The sequence below is a fragment of the Nocardia yamanashiensis genome (assembly GCF_021183565.1).
In the GTDB taxonomy this organism is placed as follows: domain Bacteria; phylum Actinomycetota; class Actinomycetes; order Mycobacteriales; family Mycobacteriaceae; genus Nocardia; species Nocardia yamanashiensis.
This window is the reverse complement of sequence record NZ_CP089226.1, coordinates 3,948,975-3,964,968: the sequence shown is the minus strand read 5'-3', so window position 1 is coordinate 3,964,968 and position 15,994 is coordinate 3,948,975. Positions and strand designations below refer to the sequence as shown.

At 68.7% G+C, this 15,994-nt stretch carries 13 protein-coding genes; 11 read left to right on the top strand and 2 right to left on the bottom strand.

Annotated features, from left to right (window positions below; all coding sequences use genetic code 11):
* Window positions 1-118: 118 nt before the first annotated feature.
* The 7 genes from LTV02_RS19030 (at window position 119) to LTV02_RS19000 (ending at window position 9,941) form a co-directional block, all read left to right on the top strand.
* Entirely contained in the window at window positions 119-1,186 is a 1,068-nt protein-coding gene (locus LTV02_RS19030; RefSeq protein WP_233041240.1) for a terpene synthase family protein, read from the top strand.
* Between the two features lie 54 nt (window positions 1,187-1,240).
* Window positions 1,241-2,599, top strand: a complete 1,359-nt coding sequence (locus LTV02_RS19025) for a cytochrome P450 (protein ID WP_233041239.1) — start codon at window positions 1,241-1,243, stop codon at window positions 2,597-2,599.
* Window positions 2,600-2,622: 23 nt separating this feature from the next.
* On the top strand, window positions 2,623-3,648 hold the full coding sequence (locus LTV02_RS19020) for a polyprenyl synthetase family protein (RefSeq protein ID WP_233041238.1): 1,026 nt from the start codon (window positions 2,623-2,625) through the stop codon (window positions 3,646-3,648).
* 227 nt (window positions 3,649-3,875) lie between these two features.
* Window positions 3,876-4,757 carry a fatty acid desaturase family protein gene (locus tag LTV02_RS19015; protein ID WP_233041237.1) on the top strand — a complete coding sequence of 294 codons (882 nt, stop codon included), beginning with the start codon at window positions 3,876-3,878 and terminating at the stop codon, window positions 4,755-4,757.
* A 39-nt stretch (window positions 4,758-4,796) separates the two neighbouring features.
* Window positions 4,797-6,887: a hypothetical protein gene (locus tag LTV02_RS19010; protein WP_233041236.1), complete on the top strand. Its 2,091-nt coding sequence runs from the start codon at window positions 4,797-4,799 to the stop codon at window positions 6,885-6,887.
* A 98-nt stretch (window positions 6,888-6,985) separates the two neighbouring features.
* Window positions 6,986-8,584 carry an alpha/beta hydrolase gene (locus LTV02_RS19005; RefSeq protein WP_233041235.1) on the top strand — a complete coding sequence of 533 codons (1,599 nt, stop codon included), beginning with the start codon at window positions 6,986-6,988 and terminating at the stop codon, window positions 8,582-8,584.
* An 88-nt stretch (window positions 8,585-8,672) separates the two neighbouring features.
* Window positions 8,673-9,941, top strand: coding sequence for a glycosyltransferase 87 family protein (locus LTV02_RS19000; protein ID WP_233041234.1), 1,269 nt, complete (start codon window positions 8,673-8,675; stop codon window positions 9,939-9,941).
* Here the strand turns inward: LTV02_RS19000 and LTV02_RS18995 are convergent.
* Window positions 9,844-11,505 (bottom strand): tetratricopeptide repeat protein, encoded by a 1,662-nt coding sequence (locus tag LTV02_RS18995; protein ID WP_233041233.1) that lies wholly within the window; start codon window positions 11,503-11,505, stop codon window positions 9,844-9,846. The genes LTV02_RS19000 and LTV02_RS18995 overlap by 98 nt on opposite strands.
* A gap of 73 nt (window positions 11,506-11,578) precedes the next feature.
* Between LTV02_RS18995 and LTV02_RS18990 the strand changes: the two genes are divergently transcribed.
* On the top strand, window positions 11,579-12,283 hold the full coding sequence (locus LTV02_RS18990; RefSeq protein ID WP_233041232.1) for a GNAT family N-acetyltransferase: 705 nt from the start codon (window positions 11,579-11,581) through the stop codon (window positions 12,281-12,283).
* A gap of 116 nt (window positions 12,284-12,399) precedes the next feature.
* Entirely contained in the window at window positions 12,400-12,813 is a 414-nt protein-coding gene (locus tag LTV02_RS18985) for a hypothetical protein (RefSeq protein WP_233041231.1), read from the top strand.
* A 154-nt stretch (window positions 12,814-12,967) separates the two neighbouring features.
* Here the strand turns inward: LTV02_RS18985 and LTV02_RS18980 are convergent, their stop codons facing one another.
* Window positions 12,968-13,171 (bottom strand): cold-shock protein, encoded by a 204-nt coding sequence (locus LTV02_RS18980; protein WP_067721414.1) that lies wholly within the window; start codon window positions 13,169-13,171, stop codon window positions 12,968-12,970.
* Window positions 13,172-13,448: 277 nt separating this feature from the next.
* Between LTV02_RS18980 and LTV02_RS18975 the strand changes: the two genes are divergently transcribed.
* Window positions 13,449-14,873 (top strand): DHA2 family efflux MFS transporter permease subunit, encoded by a 1,425-nt coding sequence (locus tag LTV02_RS18975; protein WP_233041230.1) that lies wholly within the window; start codon window positions 13,449-13,451, stop codon window positions 14,871-14,873.
* Window positions 14,874-14,921: 48 nt separating this feature from the next.
* Window positions 14,922-15,848 carry a cyclase family protein gene (locus LTV02_RS18970; RefSeq protein WP_067721416.1) on the top strand — a complete coding sequence of 309 codons (927 nt, stop codon included), beginning with the start codon at window positions 14,922-14,924 and terminating at the stop codon, window positions 15,846-15,848.
* The last annotated feature ends 146 nt before the right edge of the window (window positions 15,849-15,994 follow it).

Below are 15,994 nucleotides of genomic sequence, written 5' to 3'. Positions count from 1 at the left end.
GCTAATTTCTGGCGACCGGTACTCGATCCCGGGTTCGACCAGGCACTTTAGCGGCTCTTTCGTTGCAATGAAGTGTGGATTCAGTGCCGGTTATGAGCCGTAGGCGCTAATGATCGCCATGAAACCGCCGTGTCCGACAGGTGCACCGCAATACTTCAGCAATCTGACCGGTCTCGACTGCATGCCGCCGGTGGATCACCCCATCTACGCGCTGCCCGTGCGGGTCTCGCGCTATCGCGATCATCTGGAACGGGTGATCCTGGCCTGGGCCGACGATTTCGGGCTGCTGGAGACCCCGGCCCAGCGGCAGCGGCTGGCGGCCACCCGGCTGGGCGACCTGATCATGCGCACCTACCCGTACGTGCGACCGGACCGGCTCGAAGCGCTGGCCGGCTGGTTCACCTGGGCCTTCGTCATCGACGACTGGTACGACGGGCCGGGCGCCGCCGCGGGCGCCGACGAGGCGGCCGTGGCGCGGGTGCTGACCGCCCTGCCCCTGGACGGTCCCGGCGCGGCCGCGTACCCGACCGCGCTGGTGCGGCAGCTGGCCGCCGTGTGGGAGCCGATCCGGGCGGCCCAAAGCCTGCCCTGGCGACTGCGATTCGTCGATTCCATGGCCGCCTTCCTGGAATCCTTCGCCTACGAGGCGATCAACCGGCGGGACCGGCACACGCCGGCGGTGCTGCCGTACACGCAGCTGCGCCGGCATTCCGGCGGCATCACGCCGTGCCTGCACCTGCTGGAATACGCTGCGGGACTGGAACTTCCCGGCCTGGTGCAGCGCAGCGACCCGCTCCGCCGCATGTTCGACCGGGCGGCCGACGTGGTGGTGTGGGTCAACGATGTGCTGTCGCTGCGCAAGGAGCTGGCGATCGGCGAGGTCACCAACGGCGTGCTCGCGCTGGCCGTCGAGCAGCGGCTGGAGCTGCCGGACGCCATCGCCGAAGTGTATCGGCGGGTCGCGCTCGATATCGAGGAATTCCATTGCGCCGAAGCCGATCTGGCGCGGATGTGCGCCGGGTGGCGCGGGCTCGGCGAACGTGACGAACTGGCCGTGCGCGTCTATGTCGCGGGCATGAAGTGCTGGATGCGCGGCAATCTCGACTGGTCGCTGCGTTCGGACCGGTACCGCCGCGCCGATGCCCTCCGGCTGTGCACCACACCGACGCTGATGGTCGTCGAGTAGTCCCCGAAGCGTTCGCCAACCCCCCCATTCTTCCTCGTCGCCAGGAGGTTCACCATGGCACTTCCCCTGCTCGCGCCCGGCCCCCGCGCCACGATTCCCACCGCCCCGGGCGCACTGCCGCTGCTCGGCCACAGCCTCGCCCTGCTCCGGGATCCCTTGGCGCTCTTGCGCTCCCTGCCCGAGCACGGTGAGGTGGTGCGGCTGCGGCTGGGCGGCAATTCCTGTTATGTGGCGTGCACGCCGGAGAGCACGCACGAATTGCTGCACGAACCGCGGGCTTTCGACAAGGGCGGCTTCTTCTACAGCCGCCTGCGGGAGCTGACCGGCGACAATGTCGGCACCTGCCCGCATGCCGTGCACGCCGCGCAGCGCCGGCAGGTGCAGCCGATCTTCCACAAGCACCGCATGCCCGGCTACGCCCGCACCATGGTGGAGCAGACCGCCGCGGTCACCGACGGGTGGTCGGACGGTATGGAGATCGACGCCTTCCGCGACATGCTGCGCATCGGCGCGCGGTGCGCTGCCGCGCTGGTCTTCGGCGTCACGCTCGCCCCGGCGGTGCTGGACCGCACCATCACCGATATCACGCATTACGTCGAGGGCATTTTCGTCCGCATGTTCCTGCCGCCCGCCCTCACCCGGCTGCCCATGCCCGTCAACCGGCACTACGACCAGGTCCGGAATCGCCTGCGCGACATGGTCGGTGAGCTGATCGACGGCTATGTCCGCGACGGCCGCTGCGCCGGTGGCGATCTGATGGCCGCCCTGCTGGAAGCCGATCCGGAGGCGCGTGAAGCCCGCTCCGAGCATCGCGCGGGCGTGGTGGATCAGCTGACGCTCATGCTGATGGCGGGCACCGAATCCAGCGCCACCACGGTTTCCTGGGCGCTGCACGAACTTTCGGCCGATCAGCGCCTGCAGCGCCGGGTGCAGGACGAACTCGACGCCGTCCTCGGCTCGGAGCTGCCCGCTCATCACCATGTGGACCGATTGCCGCTGCTGGGGCGGGTTCTCACCGAAACCCTTCGCAAATACCCGGCCGCCTGGATTCTGAGCCGGGTCGCGACCGCCGACACGATGCTGGGCGGTGAACTCGTTCCCGCCGGTTCCTCGGTCGCCTACAGCCCCTATCTCATCCACCATCGTCCCGACCTGTTCCCGGACCCCGAGCGTTTCGAACCCGACCGCTGGCTGCCCGGCCACAGCGTGCCGCGAAAAGCCTTGATCCCCTTCGGCGGAGGCACCCGCAAATGCGCGGGCGATACCTTCGCAGTCATCGAGGCCACCCTGGTGCTGGCCCGGATTCTCACCCGGTTCTCCGTGCATCCGGTCCCGTCCAGCCCGGTCCGGCTGGTCGCCGCGGGCGCACTGCAACCCGGCGGTCTGCGCCTGCGCCTGACCGCTCGCGCCTGACGCCCACGAAGAAAGGATTCGCCATGACGACGATGCACGTGCCACCCGCCCCCGCCGCCACCCTGCTCACCGCCGCCCGGGACCGCTGCGAACCCGAACTCCGCCGCGCCGTCGCCACCCTGCCCGCCCCGCTGCGCCTGATGAGCTCCTACCACTTCGGCTGGTGCGATCCCTCGGGCGCACCGGTGCGAGCGAGCGCGGGCAAATATCTTCGCCCCGCCCTCGCCTACGCCGCCGCCCGATCCTGCGGCGCAGCGGCCGAATCCGCCACCCCCATCGCCACCGCCCTCGAACTCATCCACAACTTCACCCTCATCCACGACGACATAGTCGACGCCGACCCCACCCGCCACGGCCGCGAAACCGTCTGGCGCATCTGGGGAATCCCGAATGCCCTGCTGCTCGGCGACACCCTCCACGCCCTGGCCATCCAGATCCTGGGCGCCGACCTCCCCACCGCGGTCTCCGCCCCCGCCATCACCCGACTGGCTTCCGCGGTGATCGAGGTCTGCCAAGGCCAATTCGAAGACTGCGCCCTGGAATCCACTCCGCGCGCCGGCCTCACCGACTACGAGCACATGGCCATGGGCAAAACCGGCGCCCTCATCGGAACCGCCTGCGCCCTGGGCGCCCTGGCCGCCGGCGCCCCCCTCTCCGAACTGGAAGCCCTCGACCGTTTCGGCCGCGACCTCGGCCTCGCCTTCCAATACACCGACGACCTCCTCGGCATCTGGGGCAACCCCGCCCGCACCGGAAAACCCGTCGGCAACGACCTCGCCCGCCGCAAATTCACCCTCCCCGTGGCCATCGCCCTCACCGCCCGCACCCCCGCCGCGGTAGAACTGGCCACCTACTACAACTCCGACGCCACCCCCACCCCCGCCGACCTCACCTACCTCAAACTCCTCATCGAAGCCTGCGGCGGCAAAACCGGCGCCGAACGCGCCACCCACCGCCGCACCCGCACCGCCCTGCAAGCCCTCCCCACCCACCCCGCCACCACCGACCTCCGCACCCTCGCCCAAGCCATGACCCACCGCGACCACTGACCCCGACCGGCCCCGTACGGCCGGCGGGGCCGACGGCAGGTGAACGGCGCTCGGACATTTGGTGACATTCCTTGGCTGAGCTGGGGTTATGAGGGAATTGGGGTGCGGTTGGCGGCGGAGGGAATGGCACCATGGCGAGGGGAACGGGGAAGCTCGATGTGAACGAGGGCGGGAAGATGACCGAAATACGCACCCGTGACAGGTCGGTTCGATCCCGGGGGCGGGCGGTGCGGGCGATCAATGGTTGGTTGATCGTGGGGGCGTTCGGGGTTGGGGCGTTTCAGCTGTTCGTGCTGCCGGTGGTGTTGTTGCCGCGGGCTGCGGCGTGGGGGTGGACGCTCGCGGGGATCGCGTTGCTGACCACGTCGTTCTGGTCGCTTATTCATGAGGCCATTCATGGGACGCTGCTGGCGGTGCGCAGGCAGAACGACAATTGCGGGCGGGCGCTCGCGATTCTGTATGGGTCGCCGTTCGCGATGCTCAAGGCGGGGCATCTGCTTCACCATCGGTACAGCCGGACTCGTGAGCGAACCGAGATCTACGATCCGGCCACGACCGGTTGGATGGGGGCCGCGCCGGGGTATTACCTGCGACTGTTCGGCGGGTTGTATTTGCTCGAAGTCGTCGCGTTGCCGCTGGCCCTGTTGCCCGCCGATGCTGTCCGCCGGCTCGGGCAGCGCCTGGAAGCTCCGGATTCGGTGGCGGGGTTGTTGTTCGAGCGCCTCGCGCAGGCGAAGGTGCTGGGGCAGTTCCGCACCGATGCGCTCGCCATCGTCGTCCTCTATACGGCGGCTTTCCTCGCCTATGGCGAACACGCCTGGATGCTGGTGGCCGCGCTGGGGGCCCGCGCGCTCATAATCTCCCTGTCCGACAACGCCTATCACTACGGCACCGACCTGGCCGCTCCGCTCGACGCCATGAACCTGCGCATGCCGCGCGTCATGGAACGGCTGGCCTTGAGCTTCAACCTGCACGGGGTGCACCACCGCCATCCCGGCCTGCACTGGTACGAACTGCGCGACGCGTTCCATGCCGAAGGCGGACGCTACGACCTGGGCTGGTTCCCCGCTGTCGCTCGCCAATTGCGCGGCCCCGTCGAGCTACCTTGATCATAATGGGGGTCTGAAACCGGTCGAGGGAGGCGAATCATGGCTGATGGCAGCGATTCCGGGGACGTGGCGGCGGTCGGAGCGGCGGTCAGCGGGCGGTACCAGGGGGCGGGGACCGGTGGGGCGCAGCAGAGCGTGCTGGAACTGCGGATCGATGTGGATGTGCGTTATTCGCTCGATTCGCCGGTGCTGAACCGGGTGAGTGGGGACTTCTTCCAGCAGCCGGCCGATGCCGCGGGGACGTCGAACTATCTGGAGTCGTGGATCGTCGACGCGCCGGTGGTGAGCTGGGCGGACGAGCGGGTGACCATTACGGGTGCGGTGCGGTACTGGCATCGGTCTTCCAATCCGGCGACGCAGGTGCGGATCACCGTGCCGCGCACAGGAGGGGTGGTCGGGCCGGCGACGGTCGAATTCGGCACCGGCGGAACGGTTTCGGCGACCTACGTGTGCGACTTCCGCTCCGATTCCTTCCGGGAAGTCCTGCTCGAACTCGACTACGCCGCCTCGGTGAACGTGGAACCCCATGTGCCGTCCTACGATACGCACAGCCACCCCAATCGCCCGGCCGACATCAGCCGCCGCACCCTCACCATCGAATCCGCCTACCGCGAGGCCGGCGCCGCGGTGACCATCAACCCGGACCGCACCGTAATCGACGACAGCGCATCGGGTTTCGCCCGCTGGAGCCCCGCCGAACTGCACGACGCCATGGAAACCGCCTTCAGCCGCTTCCCCAGCGCCTGGCCGTCCTGGAACCTGTGGGGCCTGCAGGCCGGCACCTTCGACTCCGCGTCCGTCGGCGGCGTCATGTTCGACGCGGCGGCCGGTTTCGGCGGTGCGGGCCGCTCCCCGGACCGGCAGGGTTTCGCGGTCTTCCGCAAGCACAGCTGGTTCGCCGATCTGGTCACCGCCCCGCAGAACCAGGCGCAGGCCCAAGCCATGCGGCAGTTCCTCTACACCTGGGTGCACGAGGCCGGCCACGCCTTCAACTTCCTGCACTCCTGGGACAAATCCCGCCCGAACGCCCTGTCCTGGATGAACTACGACTGGAAATACGACCAGCTCAACGGCGCCGACAAGTTCTGGGCCAACTTCCGATTCCGTTTCGACGACCAGGAATTGGTGCATCTGCGGCACGGCGATCGCGCCGCGGTGATCATGGGCGGCGATCCGTGGGCCTCGGGCGGCCATCTGGAATCCCCGTCCTGGCGCACCGCCGAAGCCGGACCGGAGCAGCCCCTGGAACTGCTGCTGCGCGCCCAGCCCTACTTCGCGTACATGGAACCGGTCGAGATCGAATTCCGGCTGCGCAATCAGCTGCCCGAACCGCAGACCGTGGACGCCCGCCTGGACCCCCAGTACGGCGCCACCACCGTGTTCGTGCTCCGACCCGACGGCAGCACAGTGCAATTCGACTCCGTCATGTGCCTCTACGGCGACCCCGAACCCGTGCAACTCGCGCCCGCCGGCGGCGAACCCGGCCCGGACCGGTACAGCGAACTGGTCCCGCTGACCTTCGGCCGCCGCGGCTTCGTCTTCGATCAGCCCGGCCAATATCAGGTCCGGGCCGTGTACGCGAGCGCCACCCAGCAGGCGGTGTCGAACACCCTGGTGGTGCGTATCGGCCAGCCCGCGACCCCGGAGCTGGATCGCTTCGCCACCGAATTCTTCAGCCGGGAAGTAGGTCTGGCCCTCAGCTTCGGCGGTTCCATGTCCACCCACCTGGCAACCGGCATGGCCGTCCTGACCGAGGCCGCCGATCGTTTCGCCGCCGAACCGCTCGGCGCCAAGCTCGCCACCACGGTCGCCCGCAGTGTGGGCCGCGATTTCTTCGGCCGCGAGCTGACCCCGGAGGTGGACCGCATGGTGCGCCGCCACCGCGCCGATCCCGCTGCCGCACTGGCGATTACCGAACCGGGCCTGCGACAGCTGCGCGCGGCCGGCACGCCTGCCGCCAATCTGCCCTACAACAATCTGGTCGCCCTGCGCGCCGATCTGCACATCCGAAACGGCGATCCGGAACTGGCCCGCCAGGAACTCACCACCCTCGCCGAGGATCTGGGAGAGCGTGGCGTCAATACCAATGTCCTGGAAGATATCCAGGCCCGTGCGGAGGCCGTCGACTGAAACCTTCCCTTTCGCAATCGGCGATCGGTTCGATTCGCCTTGCCTCTTGCGCGATGCGGGGTGCCGTATGGCAGGGTGGGCGCGGATAGTTCGTTAGCGTGCGGAAGGTTCTCGATTTGGATCTGCGTTTGGGCCACACCAGGTTTCGCCGCATCCGGATCGCCGCCTTCGCCCTGCTGCTCGGCGCAGGCCTGGCCGGCGCCCCCGCGCCCGCCCGCGCCGCCGACGGCCCGGACCCCTATCTCGATCAACTCGCGGAGCAAGCCGACACCCCCGTCCTGCAATGGGACGATTGCGCCGACGGCTTCCAGTGCGCGCGAGCCCGCGTCCCGCTGAACTACCACGAACCGCACGCCGACCAGATCGACCTGGCGGTCATCAAACTCCCGGCGAGCGATCCGGCCGCCCGCATCGGCACCCTGTTCGTGAACTTCGGCGGCCCCGGCGCTTCCGGCGTGGACCGGTTGCGCGAACGCGCCCGCTGGCCCTTCCTCTTCTCCGACGAACTGCGCGCCCGCTTCGACATCGTCTCCTGGGACCCGCGTTCGGTCGCCGGCAGCGCGCCCACCCGCTGCTTCCCCAACACCGAGGAACAGCTGGCGTTCCTCGGCTCCATCCCGGACATGCCCGTCGACCCCGCCGGGGAAGCCGAGTTCTTCGCCCGCAATCGCGAACTCGCCGACCGCTGCGCCCAGCTCGCCGGACCGATCCTGCACCACGCCTCGACCGCCAATACCGCCCGCGATCTGGATCTGCTGCGACGCGCGGTCGGCGACGCGCGGCTCACCTATCACGGCATCTCCTACGGCACCCAGGTCGGCGCGACCTACGCCAATATGTTCCCCGGCCGCGTCCGCGCCATGGCCTTCGACGGCTCCATGGATTTCGAAGGCAGCGCGAACGGCCATGCGGGACAGGGCGATACCCTGCCCCTGGATGCCCGCCAGGATGTCGCCACCGGCATCGCCCAGACCTTCGACGCCTTCCTGAAACAGTGCGCCGCCGCCGGTGACAAATGCGCCTTCGCCGCCGGTGACCCCGCCCTGAAGTGGAAGGTGATCACCGAACGCGCCCGCTTGGCGCCCATCCGCCTGGACGGACAGCCCTACACCTACTCCGCCATCGTCAATGCGGCGGCGGAACTTTCCCGCCCCGCCGCCTATCCGGACCTGGCGGTGCTGTTGCAGGCGCTGTTCGACGCGGGCACCCGGCTGCCCGGCGTCCTGCCCATCGCCGGCGGTGAGAACTACACGGGCAATCGCACCGAGGCGTTCTACACCATCCAATGCAGTGACAGCGCCGTCCCCACCGACCTCGCCGCCTACAGCCGCGCCGCGGTTACCGAGGATCAGCGGGTGCCGTACTTCGGCCGGATCGGCGTCTTCGACACCATGGCCTGCGCCTTCTGGCAGGGGCACGACGCCGACCGCTATACCGGACCGTGGAATCGCCGCACGGCCGCACCGATTCTGGTGCTGAACAGCCGATTCGATCCCGCGACCCCGCTGGCCGGTGCGCGCGCGGGCGCGGCCCAGCTCGCCGAGGCCCGGGTGGTGGTGATCGAGGGCGCGGGCCACAGCAGCATGTACGTGCCGAGCGCCTGCGCCGAACGGGTCAAGCGCGATTACCTGTTCTCCGCGCAGCTGCCCGCCGCGGACACCACCTGCCCCATCGACGGTTCGCCGTTCGGGCAGTGAGCAACCCCACGGCGACCACCCCGGAGTTGGGGTCATGATCTCGGCCGCGCATTCCGTAGGGTGATCGTTCGTGGTCGAGGCGCGGTCGATGGAGGTTGCACGCTCGAGATCGACGCTGCCGGTGCTCGCCGCCGGCGCCGTGCTCGCGGTGACGCTGCTGTTCACCACGGTCGACCCCTGGCTCGAGAAGGCCGGCATCCTCGCCGGCGGACTCGACGCGCTGATCTACCGCGAAGGCGCGTGGCGGATCCTGCACGGGCAGTCGCTGTACACCGACCTCACCGTCGGCGGGCTGCTGTACACGTACACGCCGTTCTCGGCCATCGCGTTCATTCCGTCGGTCGGGGTGCCTGCGGCGTGGGTGGCGCATACCGCGCTGCCGGCGAATCTGGGTGTGCTGTACGGAATCGTGCTGCTGTGCTGGCGCATGCTCGGATACCGGCTGACCCCACGGCTCGCGGTGATCAGCGGCTTGCTCGCCTTGACCTGCACTTTCATGGAGCCGGTGCGCACGACGCTGTTCTACGGCCAGATCAATCTGGTGTTGCTGCTACTGGTGCTGTGGGATTTCGCGCGGGCCGAGGGGAGTGCGATGCGGGGGATCGGGACGGGCCTGTCGGCGGGGATCAAACTGGTGCCCGGGTTCTTCATCGTGCAGTTTCTCGCACTGCGGCAATGGCGTTCGGCGGCCACGGCGCTCGCGGTGTTCGTCGGTACGGTCGCGCTGGCGTGGATCGTGCTGCCCGATGATTCGCGGCGGTATTGGCTGTCCACGTTCTTCCAATCCGATCGCATCGCCGACGATACGGCTCCGGCCAATCAATCGATCCGGGGCGTGCTCGCCCACCTCACCGCCGGGGCCGCACCGCTGTGGCTGTGGGCGGCGCTGTCGGGACTGGTTGCGCTGGTGAGCTTCCGGCTCACGATCCGCCTGTACCGGTGCGGTGAGATCCTGCTGTCCGCGACCATCGCCGGGATGACCGCGTGCGCGGTGTCGCCGTTCTCGTGGGGGCACCATTGGGTGTGGTTCGTGCCCTTGTTCGTTCATCTCGTGCATCGCGCGCAGACCCGGCCGGTGTGGTGGGCGGCGGCGGGCGCGCTGTTCGTGTCCACCGGCGCGTGGGCGTACCAGTGGACCGAAACCTATGCCTCGGTGGGCATTTTCCTGCTGCCGAAGCCCTGGCATTCCGAGCCCGTCCTGGAGAACGCCTACATGCTCGTGTACGCGGCGACGCTGGCCTACGGGCTGGCGATCGCGCTCAATGGCAGCAGTGCTCCGGGCGCAGCCGGCAGTAGCACGACGCCTCGATCGGCACGTCCGCCACGGCGGCGGCGAGTTTCAGCTGCTGCGCGATGATCTCGGCGGCCTCGGATTTGCCGAGCCGGACCAGGCATTCGTGATAGCCGTGCAGGCTCCAGACATTGCCGGGATGCTGCGCGGCGCGCGGCAGCGTGTGGTCCAGGCCCAGATCGGCGCGATAGACGGCCTCGGCCTCGGCGACGTGCCCCTGCTCCAGCAGTAGCGCGCCGTAGGCGTGGCGGGTCGGCTGCATCCAGCCCCAGGGTTCGTCGTAGGGCAGGTTGTCGTCGAGTTCGATGGAGCGGCGCAGCGCTTCGAAAGCCTTGTCGTACTCGCCCTTTCGATACCGCAGTTCGCCCTCCAGCATGGCGGCGGCGATGGCGAGGATATCGCGGCAGGTGTTGTTGAACAGGGTCCTGGATTCGGGGACGGCAGCGGCGGCGATCTCGAACAGGCGCTGCTGCTCCTCGGCCTCGTCGATACGGCCGGTCGCCGAATACGCGACGCCCTTGGCGTAGTGCAGCATCGCGGTGGTGACGCAGTACAGCTCCGGATCCTGCGGCAGCGGCAGGTCGAGGATCTCCGCCCACTTGCCGAACCGGATGAAGGCGTGCACCCGCATGGACAGGAAGCTCTCCAGCCAATCGGCCATGGGCGGGGACGGCACCCGCAGCAGCTCCTCGGGAATCGACCGCTCCAGTCGCGCAACGGTTTCCAGCGCCGTCGCCGACTGCCCGAGGAACATCGCCCCGTAGATCTTGAAGTGGTAGTTGTGCGCCCGGTACAGCGTGTAGAAGTTGATCCCGCCGGCCTGCCGCGCATACCGCTCGTCCGCGGCGATGGCGGCCGAATTCATCGCCACCACACCGCGATAGTCGCCGCACAGCACCGCCAGATGCGACGGCATATGTTCCAGATGCCCGGCGTCGGGCACCAGCCCGCGCAGCCGATCCGCCACGGTCAGTGCGGATTCCGGGGTCGCCGACATCTCCATCAGATGGATGTACAGGTGCAGCAGGCCCGGATGCTCCTGCCCCGCTTCGGTTTCCAGCGCCCGATCCAGGATCGCCTTCGCCTCCAGGGTGTGCGCGCCCGCCGCGGCCGCCCCGGTGCGCTGATCCCACAGGGCCCACGGCGTCAGGTTCATCAACGCGTCCGCGCACAGCGCCGCGACGTCGAGATCATCCGGAAACTGCTTGTACACCAGGCGCATTGCCTCGGCGTAGGCGAGATTCCAGCCCGCACCGTCGTCGGGCGTCCCGCTCGGATACCGGGCGGTCAGCGCCTGCACCAGCGCCCGCTCCACCGGCGACGCGGCCTCCGCCAGTTCCACCGCCCGCGCCACCGCGCCGTGCGTGCTCGCGACCGTCTCCGCCAGCTCGGTCGCGTCGAAGAATTCCCACGGCTTGTTGTAGTTCGGTCCCAGTGCGAATGCCACGCCCCAGTACGCCATCGCGAATTCCGGATCGGCCGCCGCGGCCTGCCGGAAACACCGAACGGCCTCTTCGTGATTGAAGGCGTAGGTCCAGATCAGCCCCCGGTCGAACCACAGCCGCGCGGTATCGGAAACGGTGGTGACGGGTCGCGTGTAACTGCCGAGATCGTAGTAATCCGCGGTCATCGACTGATAGTGCCATGAATCGCGGTGATCACAACCGGTGTCCGCCGGTCCTGTCCCTCGCTAACGTGCGATGGTGACCACTGAATCGACCATCGATGTCGCGCTGCACCCGCTCGACGATCCGGTCCGGACTTCGTTGCGCGGCGCGCACCGGCGATTCGCGGACTGGTCCGGGGAGATCGGCCGCTACCACCCGGAAGTCGCCCGCTTCGTCGGTCATCCGCCCGTCCTCGACGATCAGGATTGGATCGACCTGGCCACCCTGCTCGGCCCCGGCGGCGCCACCGGCCTGCGCGGCGCGGGCCACGTGCCCCCTCCCGGGTGGACCGTGCTCGACGCCTTCGATTCGGTCCAAATGGACGGCAGCGCACTGGAAGTCGCGCCCGATCCCGAACTCGAGGTGCTGACCGCCGCCGACGTCCCCGAGATCCTGGACCTCATCGCCCGCACCGACCCCGGCCCCTACGCGCCCCGCACCATCGAGCTGGGCACCTACCTCGGCTACCGCGTGGACGGCCGCCTGGTCGCCATGGCGGGCGAGCGCCTGCACCCGCCGGGCTGGACGGAGATCAGCGCCGTCTGCACCGATGCCGAATTCCGCGGCCGCGGCCTCGCCACCCGCCTGATCCGCGCGGTCGGCGCCGGTATCCGGGCGCGCGGCGAGACCCCGTTCCTGCACGCCCTCGCCCGCAACACCACCGCCATCAGCCTCTACGAAACCCTCGGCTTCACCATCCGCAAGCGCTCGCTGCTGACCCTGGTTCAAGCTCCCGGCTGACCCGCGCCGAAGGCATCGCCCGGGCTCGAATCACAGTTCCCCGCTCCGTGATCGGCTTGCCAAGCACCCGGTGCCTCTGTTTATGCTTAGGCTAACCTATCTAAGGAGAGCCTTTCATGCTTCGCTCGCTCGTTGCCGCGTCGGCCGCGGCCGCTGCCCTGTTGATGCCGGCCGGCGCCGTCGTCGTCGCCACCGCTCCGGCTGCTGTCGCCGCTCCGGCGACGCCGTCCGCCGGGGAACTGCAGGGCAAGTTGCAGGCCGCGCTGAACGGGTCGAGCGCCGAACTGGAGTCGGGGAACGGCGGCAGCCTGGCCGGCGTCGGGCAGGTCATCAGCCGGATTCCGGGGTACAGCTGGGATGTCTCGGGCCCGGTGACCGTGGACGGCGACACCCTGTCGGCGACGCTGAACAGCCGCCTGGGCGATTACGCCTTCCCGATTCCGGTGACCTGGAAGAACGTGGGCGGCACCTGGAAGCTGTCGCAGGAGAGCGAGAGCACCCTGGTGAGCTACGCCAATATGGCTTGGTAGTTCGACGGTACGTATGACGAAGGCCCGGTCCATCGGACCGGGCCTTCGTCATGTCATCGGCCGGATCGCGCTGTGGGACAGCGGGTTTCAGCCGTTATGAAGACGTCAAAAGCCTCGCACCCGGGGGTGCGAGGCTCGATCGACTCAGAGTCGATTAGATGACGCGGACGTCCTGGGCCTGCGGGCCCTTCTGCCCCTGGCCGATCTCGAACTCGACGCGCTGTCCCTCTTCGAGGGACTTGAAGCCCGAGCCGGACACGGCGGAGTAATGGACGAAGACGTCAGGGCCGCCCCCATCCTGCGCGATGAAGCCGAAGCCCTTTTCGCTGTTGAACCACTTCACACTGCCTTGAGCCATTGCTTACTTCATTCTTTTCTGTAGGTGAGCCAAGCGGATCACTTCGATAGCTCGGTCTCTGCAGACCAGACTGCCTTGTTACGACGATTTCGTCGCTATCCGCATGGCTAATTGTGAGCCAATCTACTCTAACGGACAGACGTGACCGCACATTGGGGTCGCATGTCGCGTCCCGGGCGTGTCGCGGTGTTCATTGCTCGGATGGTGAGCGTATCGGGCATCGAGGTGAGTGGTTCGGCCATTGGAACGCTCACCTGCGCTGCCTAGCGTTGCTCAGGTGACTACTTCGCAACGCCTCGCGCTCCTGGTGCTCTCGGCGGCAATGTTGATGACCATCCTCGACGGCAGCATCGTCACCGTCGCCATGCCCGCGATCCAGCGCGATCTCGGCTTCAGCGCGGCGGGGCTGAGCTGGACGGTGAACGCCTACCTGATCGCCTTCGGCGGCCTGCTGCTGCTGGCCGGGCGGCTGGGCGACCTGATCGGCAAGAAGCGGCTGTTCCTGGCCGGGAACGCGATCTTCACGGCCGCGTCGCTGGGCGCGGGACTCGCGTCGACCCCGGGGCAGTTGATCGCCGCACGGTTCGCCCAGGGGGTCGGAAGCGCCCTCGCCGCGGCGGTGGTGCTGGGCATCCTGGTCACCCTGTTCACCGAGAGCGGGCCGCGCGCCAAGGCCATCGGGGTGTTCAGCTTCACCGGGGCGGCGGGCGCTTCCATCGGGCAGGTGCTGGGCGGGGTGCTCACCGACGCGCTCAGCTGGCACTGGGTGTTCTTCATCAATGTGCCGATCGGCTTGGCCACCATCGCGCTGGCCGTGCGGGCGCTGCCGGACGACCGGGGGATCGGGCTGGCCGCCGGAGCCGACGTACTGGGCGCGGTGCTGGTGACCGCGGGCCTGATGCTAGGGATCTACACCGTCGTGCAGGTCGCCGAATACGGCTGGCTGGCCGGGCGCACGCTGGCGCTGGGCGCGGTGTCGGCGGCGCTGCTCGCGGCCTTCCTGATCCGGCAGGCCCGGGCCGCCACGCCGCTGCTGCCGCTGCGAATCTTCCGCTCCCGCAATGTGTCCGGGGCCAATGCGGTGCAGATGCTGACGCTCTCGGCCATGTTCGCCTTCCAGATCATCGTCGCGCTCTACATGCAGCAGGTGCTGGGCTACACCGCGCTGCAGACCGGTCTGGCGATGCTGCCGGCCGCGGTGGCCATCGGCGGGGTGTCGCTGTTCGTCTCGGCGCCGCTCGCCGCCCGCATCGGCACCCGCAATGTGCTGATCGCCGGCCTGGTCCTGCTGCTGATCGGCATGCTGTGGCTGACCCGCCTGCCCGTGCACGCCTCCTACGCCGTCGATCTGCTGCCGATGATGGTGCTGGTGTCCGGCGGCGGCCTGGTGCTGCCCGCGCTGACCACGCTCGCCATGTCCGGCGCGAAAGCCGATGACGCCGGGCTGGCGTCGGGCCTGTTCAACACCACCCAGCAGATCGGGATGGCCATCGGCATCGCGGTGCTGTCCACCCTGGCCGCCTCGCGCACCGGGACCCGCCTCGCCGCCGGCGCGTCCGAGGCCGCCGCCCTGACCGGCGGTTACCGACTCGCCTTCGCCGTCGCGGCCGGACTGCTCGCCGTGGCCCTGGCGGTCAGCGCGGTGGTGCTGCGCCGCGAGCAGCCCGCCCACCCAGCGGACGCCGTCGCGCACGCCGCCTGAGGGCTCGGTAGGTTCGGGGAGTATTCGATCGACAGACGGGCCGCACCAATGGAATTGCCAGCCGAGTTCCGGGAAATCGCGAAGCGCGTGAACAACTGGGGGCGATGGGGCAGCGCGGACGAGATCGGCACCCTGAATCTGATCACCGGCGAGGTGGTGCGGGCCGCCGCCGCCACCGTCCGCACCGGGCAGCGGGTCCCGCTCGCGGTCCCCTTGCATCAGAACGGCATTCAGACCGGGCTGATCCGCGGCCGGGTCAACCCGCTGCACACCATGGTCGCGGTCAACTGGGAACTGTTCGGCCCCGGCCTGATCGCCACCAGCGATGACACCGTCACCATGGGCCTGCAGGCCGGCACCCACTGGGACGCGCTCACCCATATCTCGCACTCCGGCGTCATCTACAACGGCCGCCCCGCCGATTCCATTACCGCGCACGGCGGTTCGGCGTTCTCCGGCATCGACAAGGCCCGCCATATCGTCTCGCGCGGCGTGCTGCTGGACGTGGCGCGGGCGCACGGCGTGGACCGCCTGGCCCCCGATCACGCCGTCACTCCCGAAGATCTGGACGCCGCAATGGAATTGGCGGGCACGCCGGTGCGGGCCGGTGACATCGTCCTGATCCGCACCGGCCAGATCCAGCTCTACCTGGCCGGCGATCGCACCGCCTACGCCATGCCCGCCCCCGGCCTGTCCGTCCGCTGCCCCGAATGGTTCCACGCCCGCGACGTCGCCGCGGTCGCCAACGACACCCTCACCTTCGAGATCTTCCCGGCGGAACTCGAGAACGGCTGGCTGGCCGTGCACGCCCTGCACCTGGTGGAAATGGGCATGCTGCAAGGGCAGAACTGGAATCTGGAGGAGCTGTCGCAGGTGTGCGCGGCGGAGGGCCGCTACGAGTTCCTGCTCACCGCGACCCCGGAACCGTTCGTCGGGGCGACGGGGACGCCGGTCGCCCCGGTCGCCGTCTTCTGACCGGCAGGGAGCGACCGAACCCCCACTGGGGCAAGGCTTATCAGGTCACTCCACGGGATCGGCGCGGCTAGCCTGTCTTAGTGGCGGTATCGGCTTTCGGGGGCGATGAAGTGAATAGTGGTTCTGCGCGAGAAGCATTCGCGCAG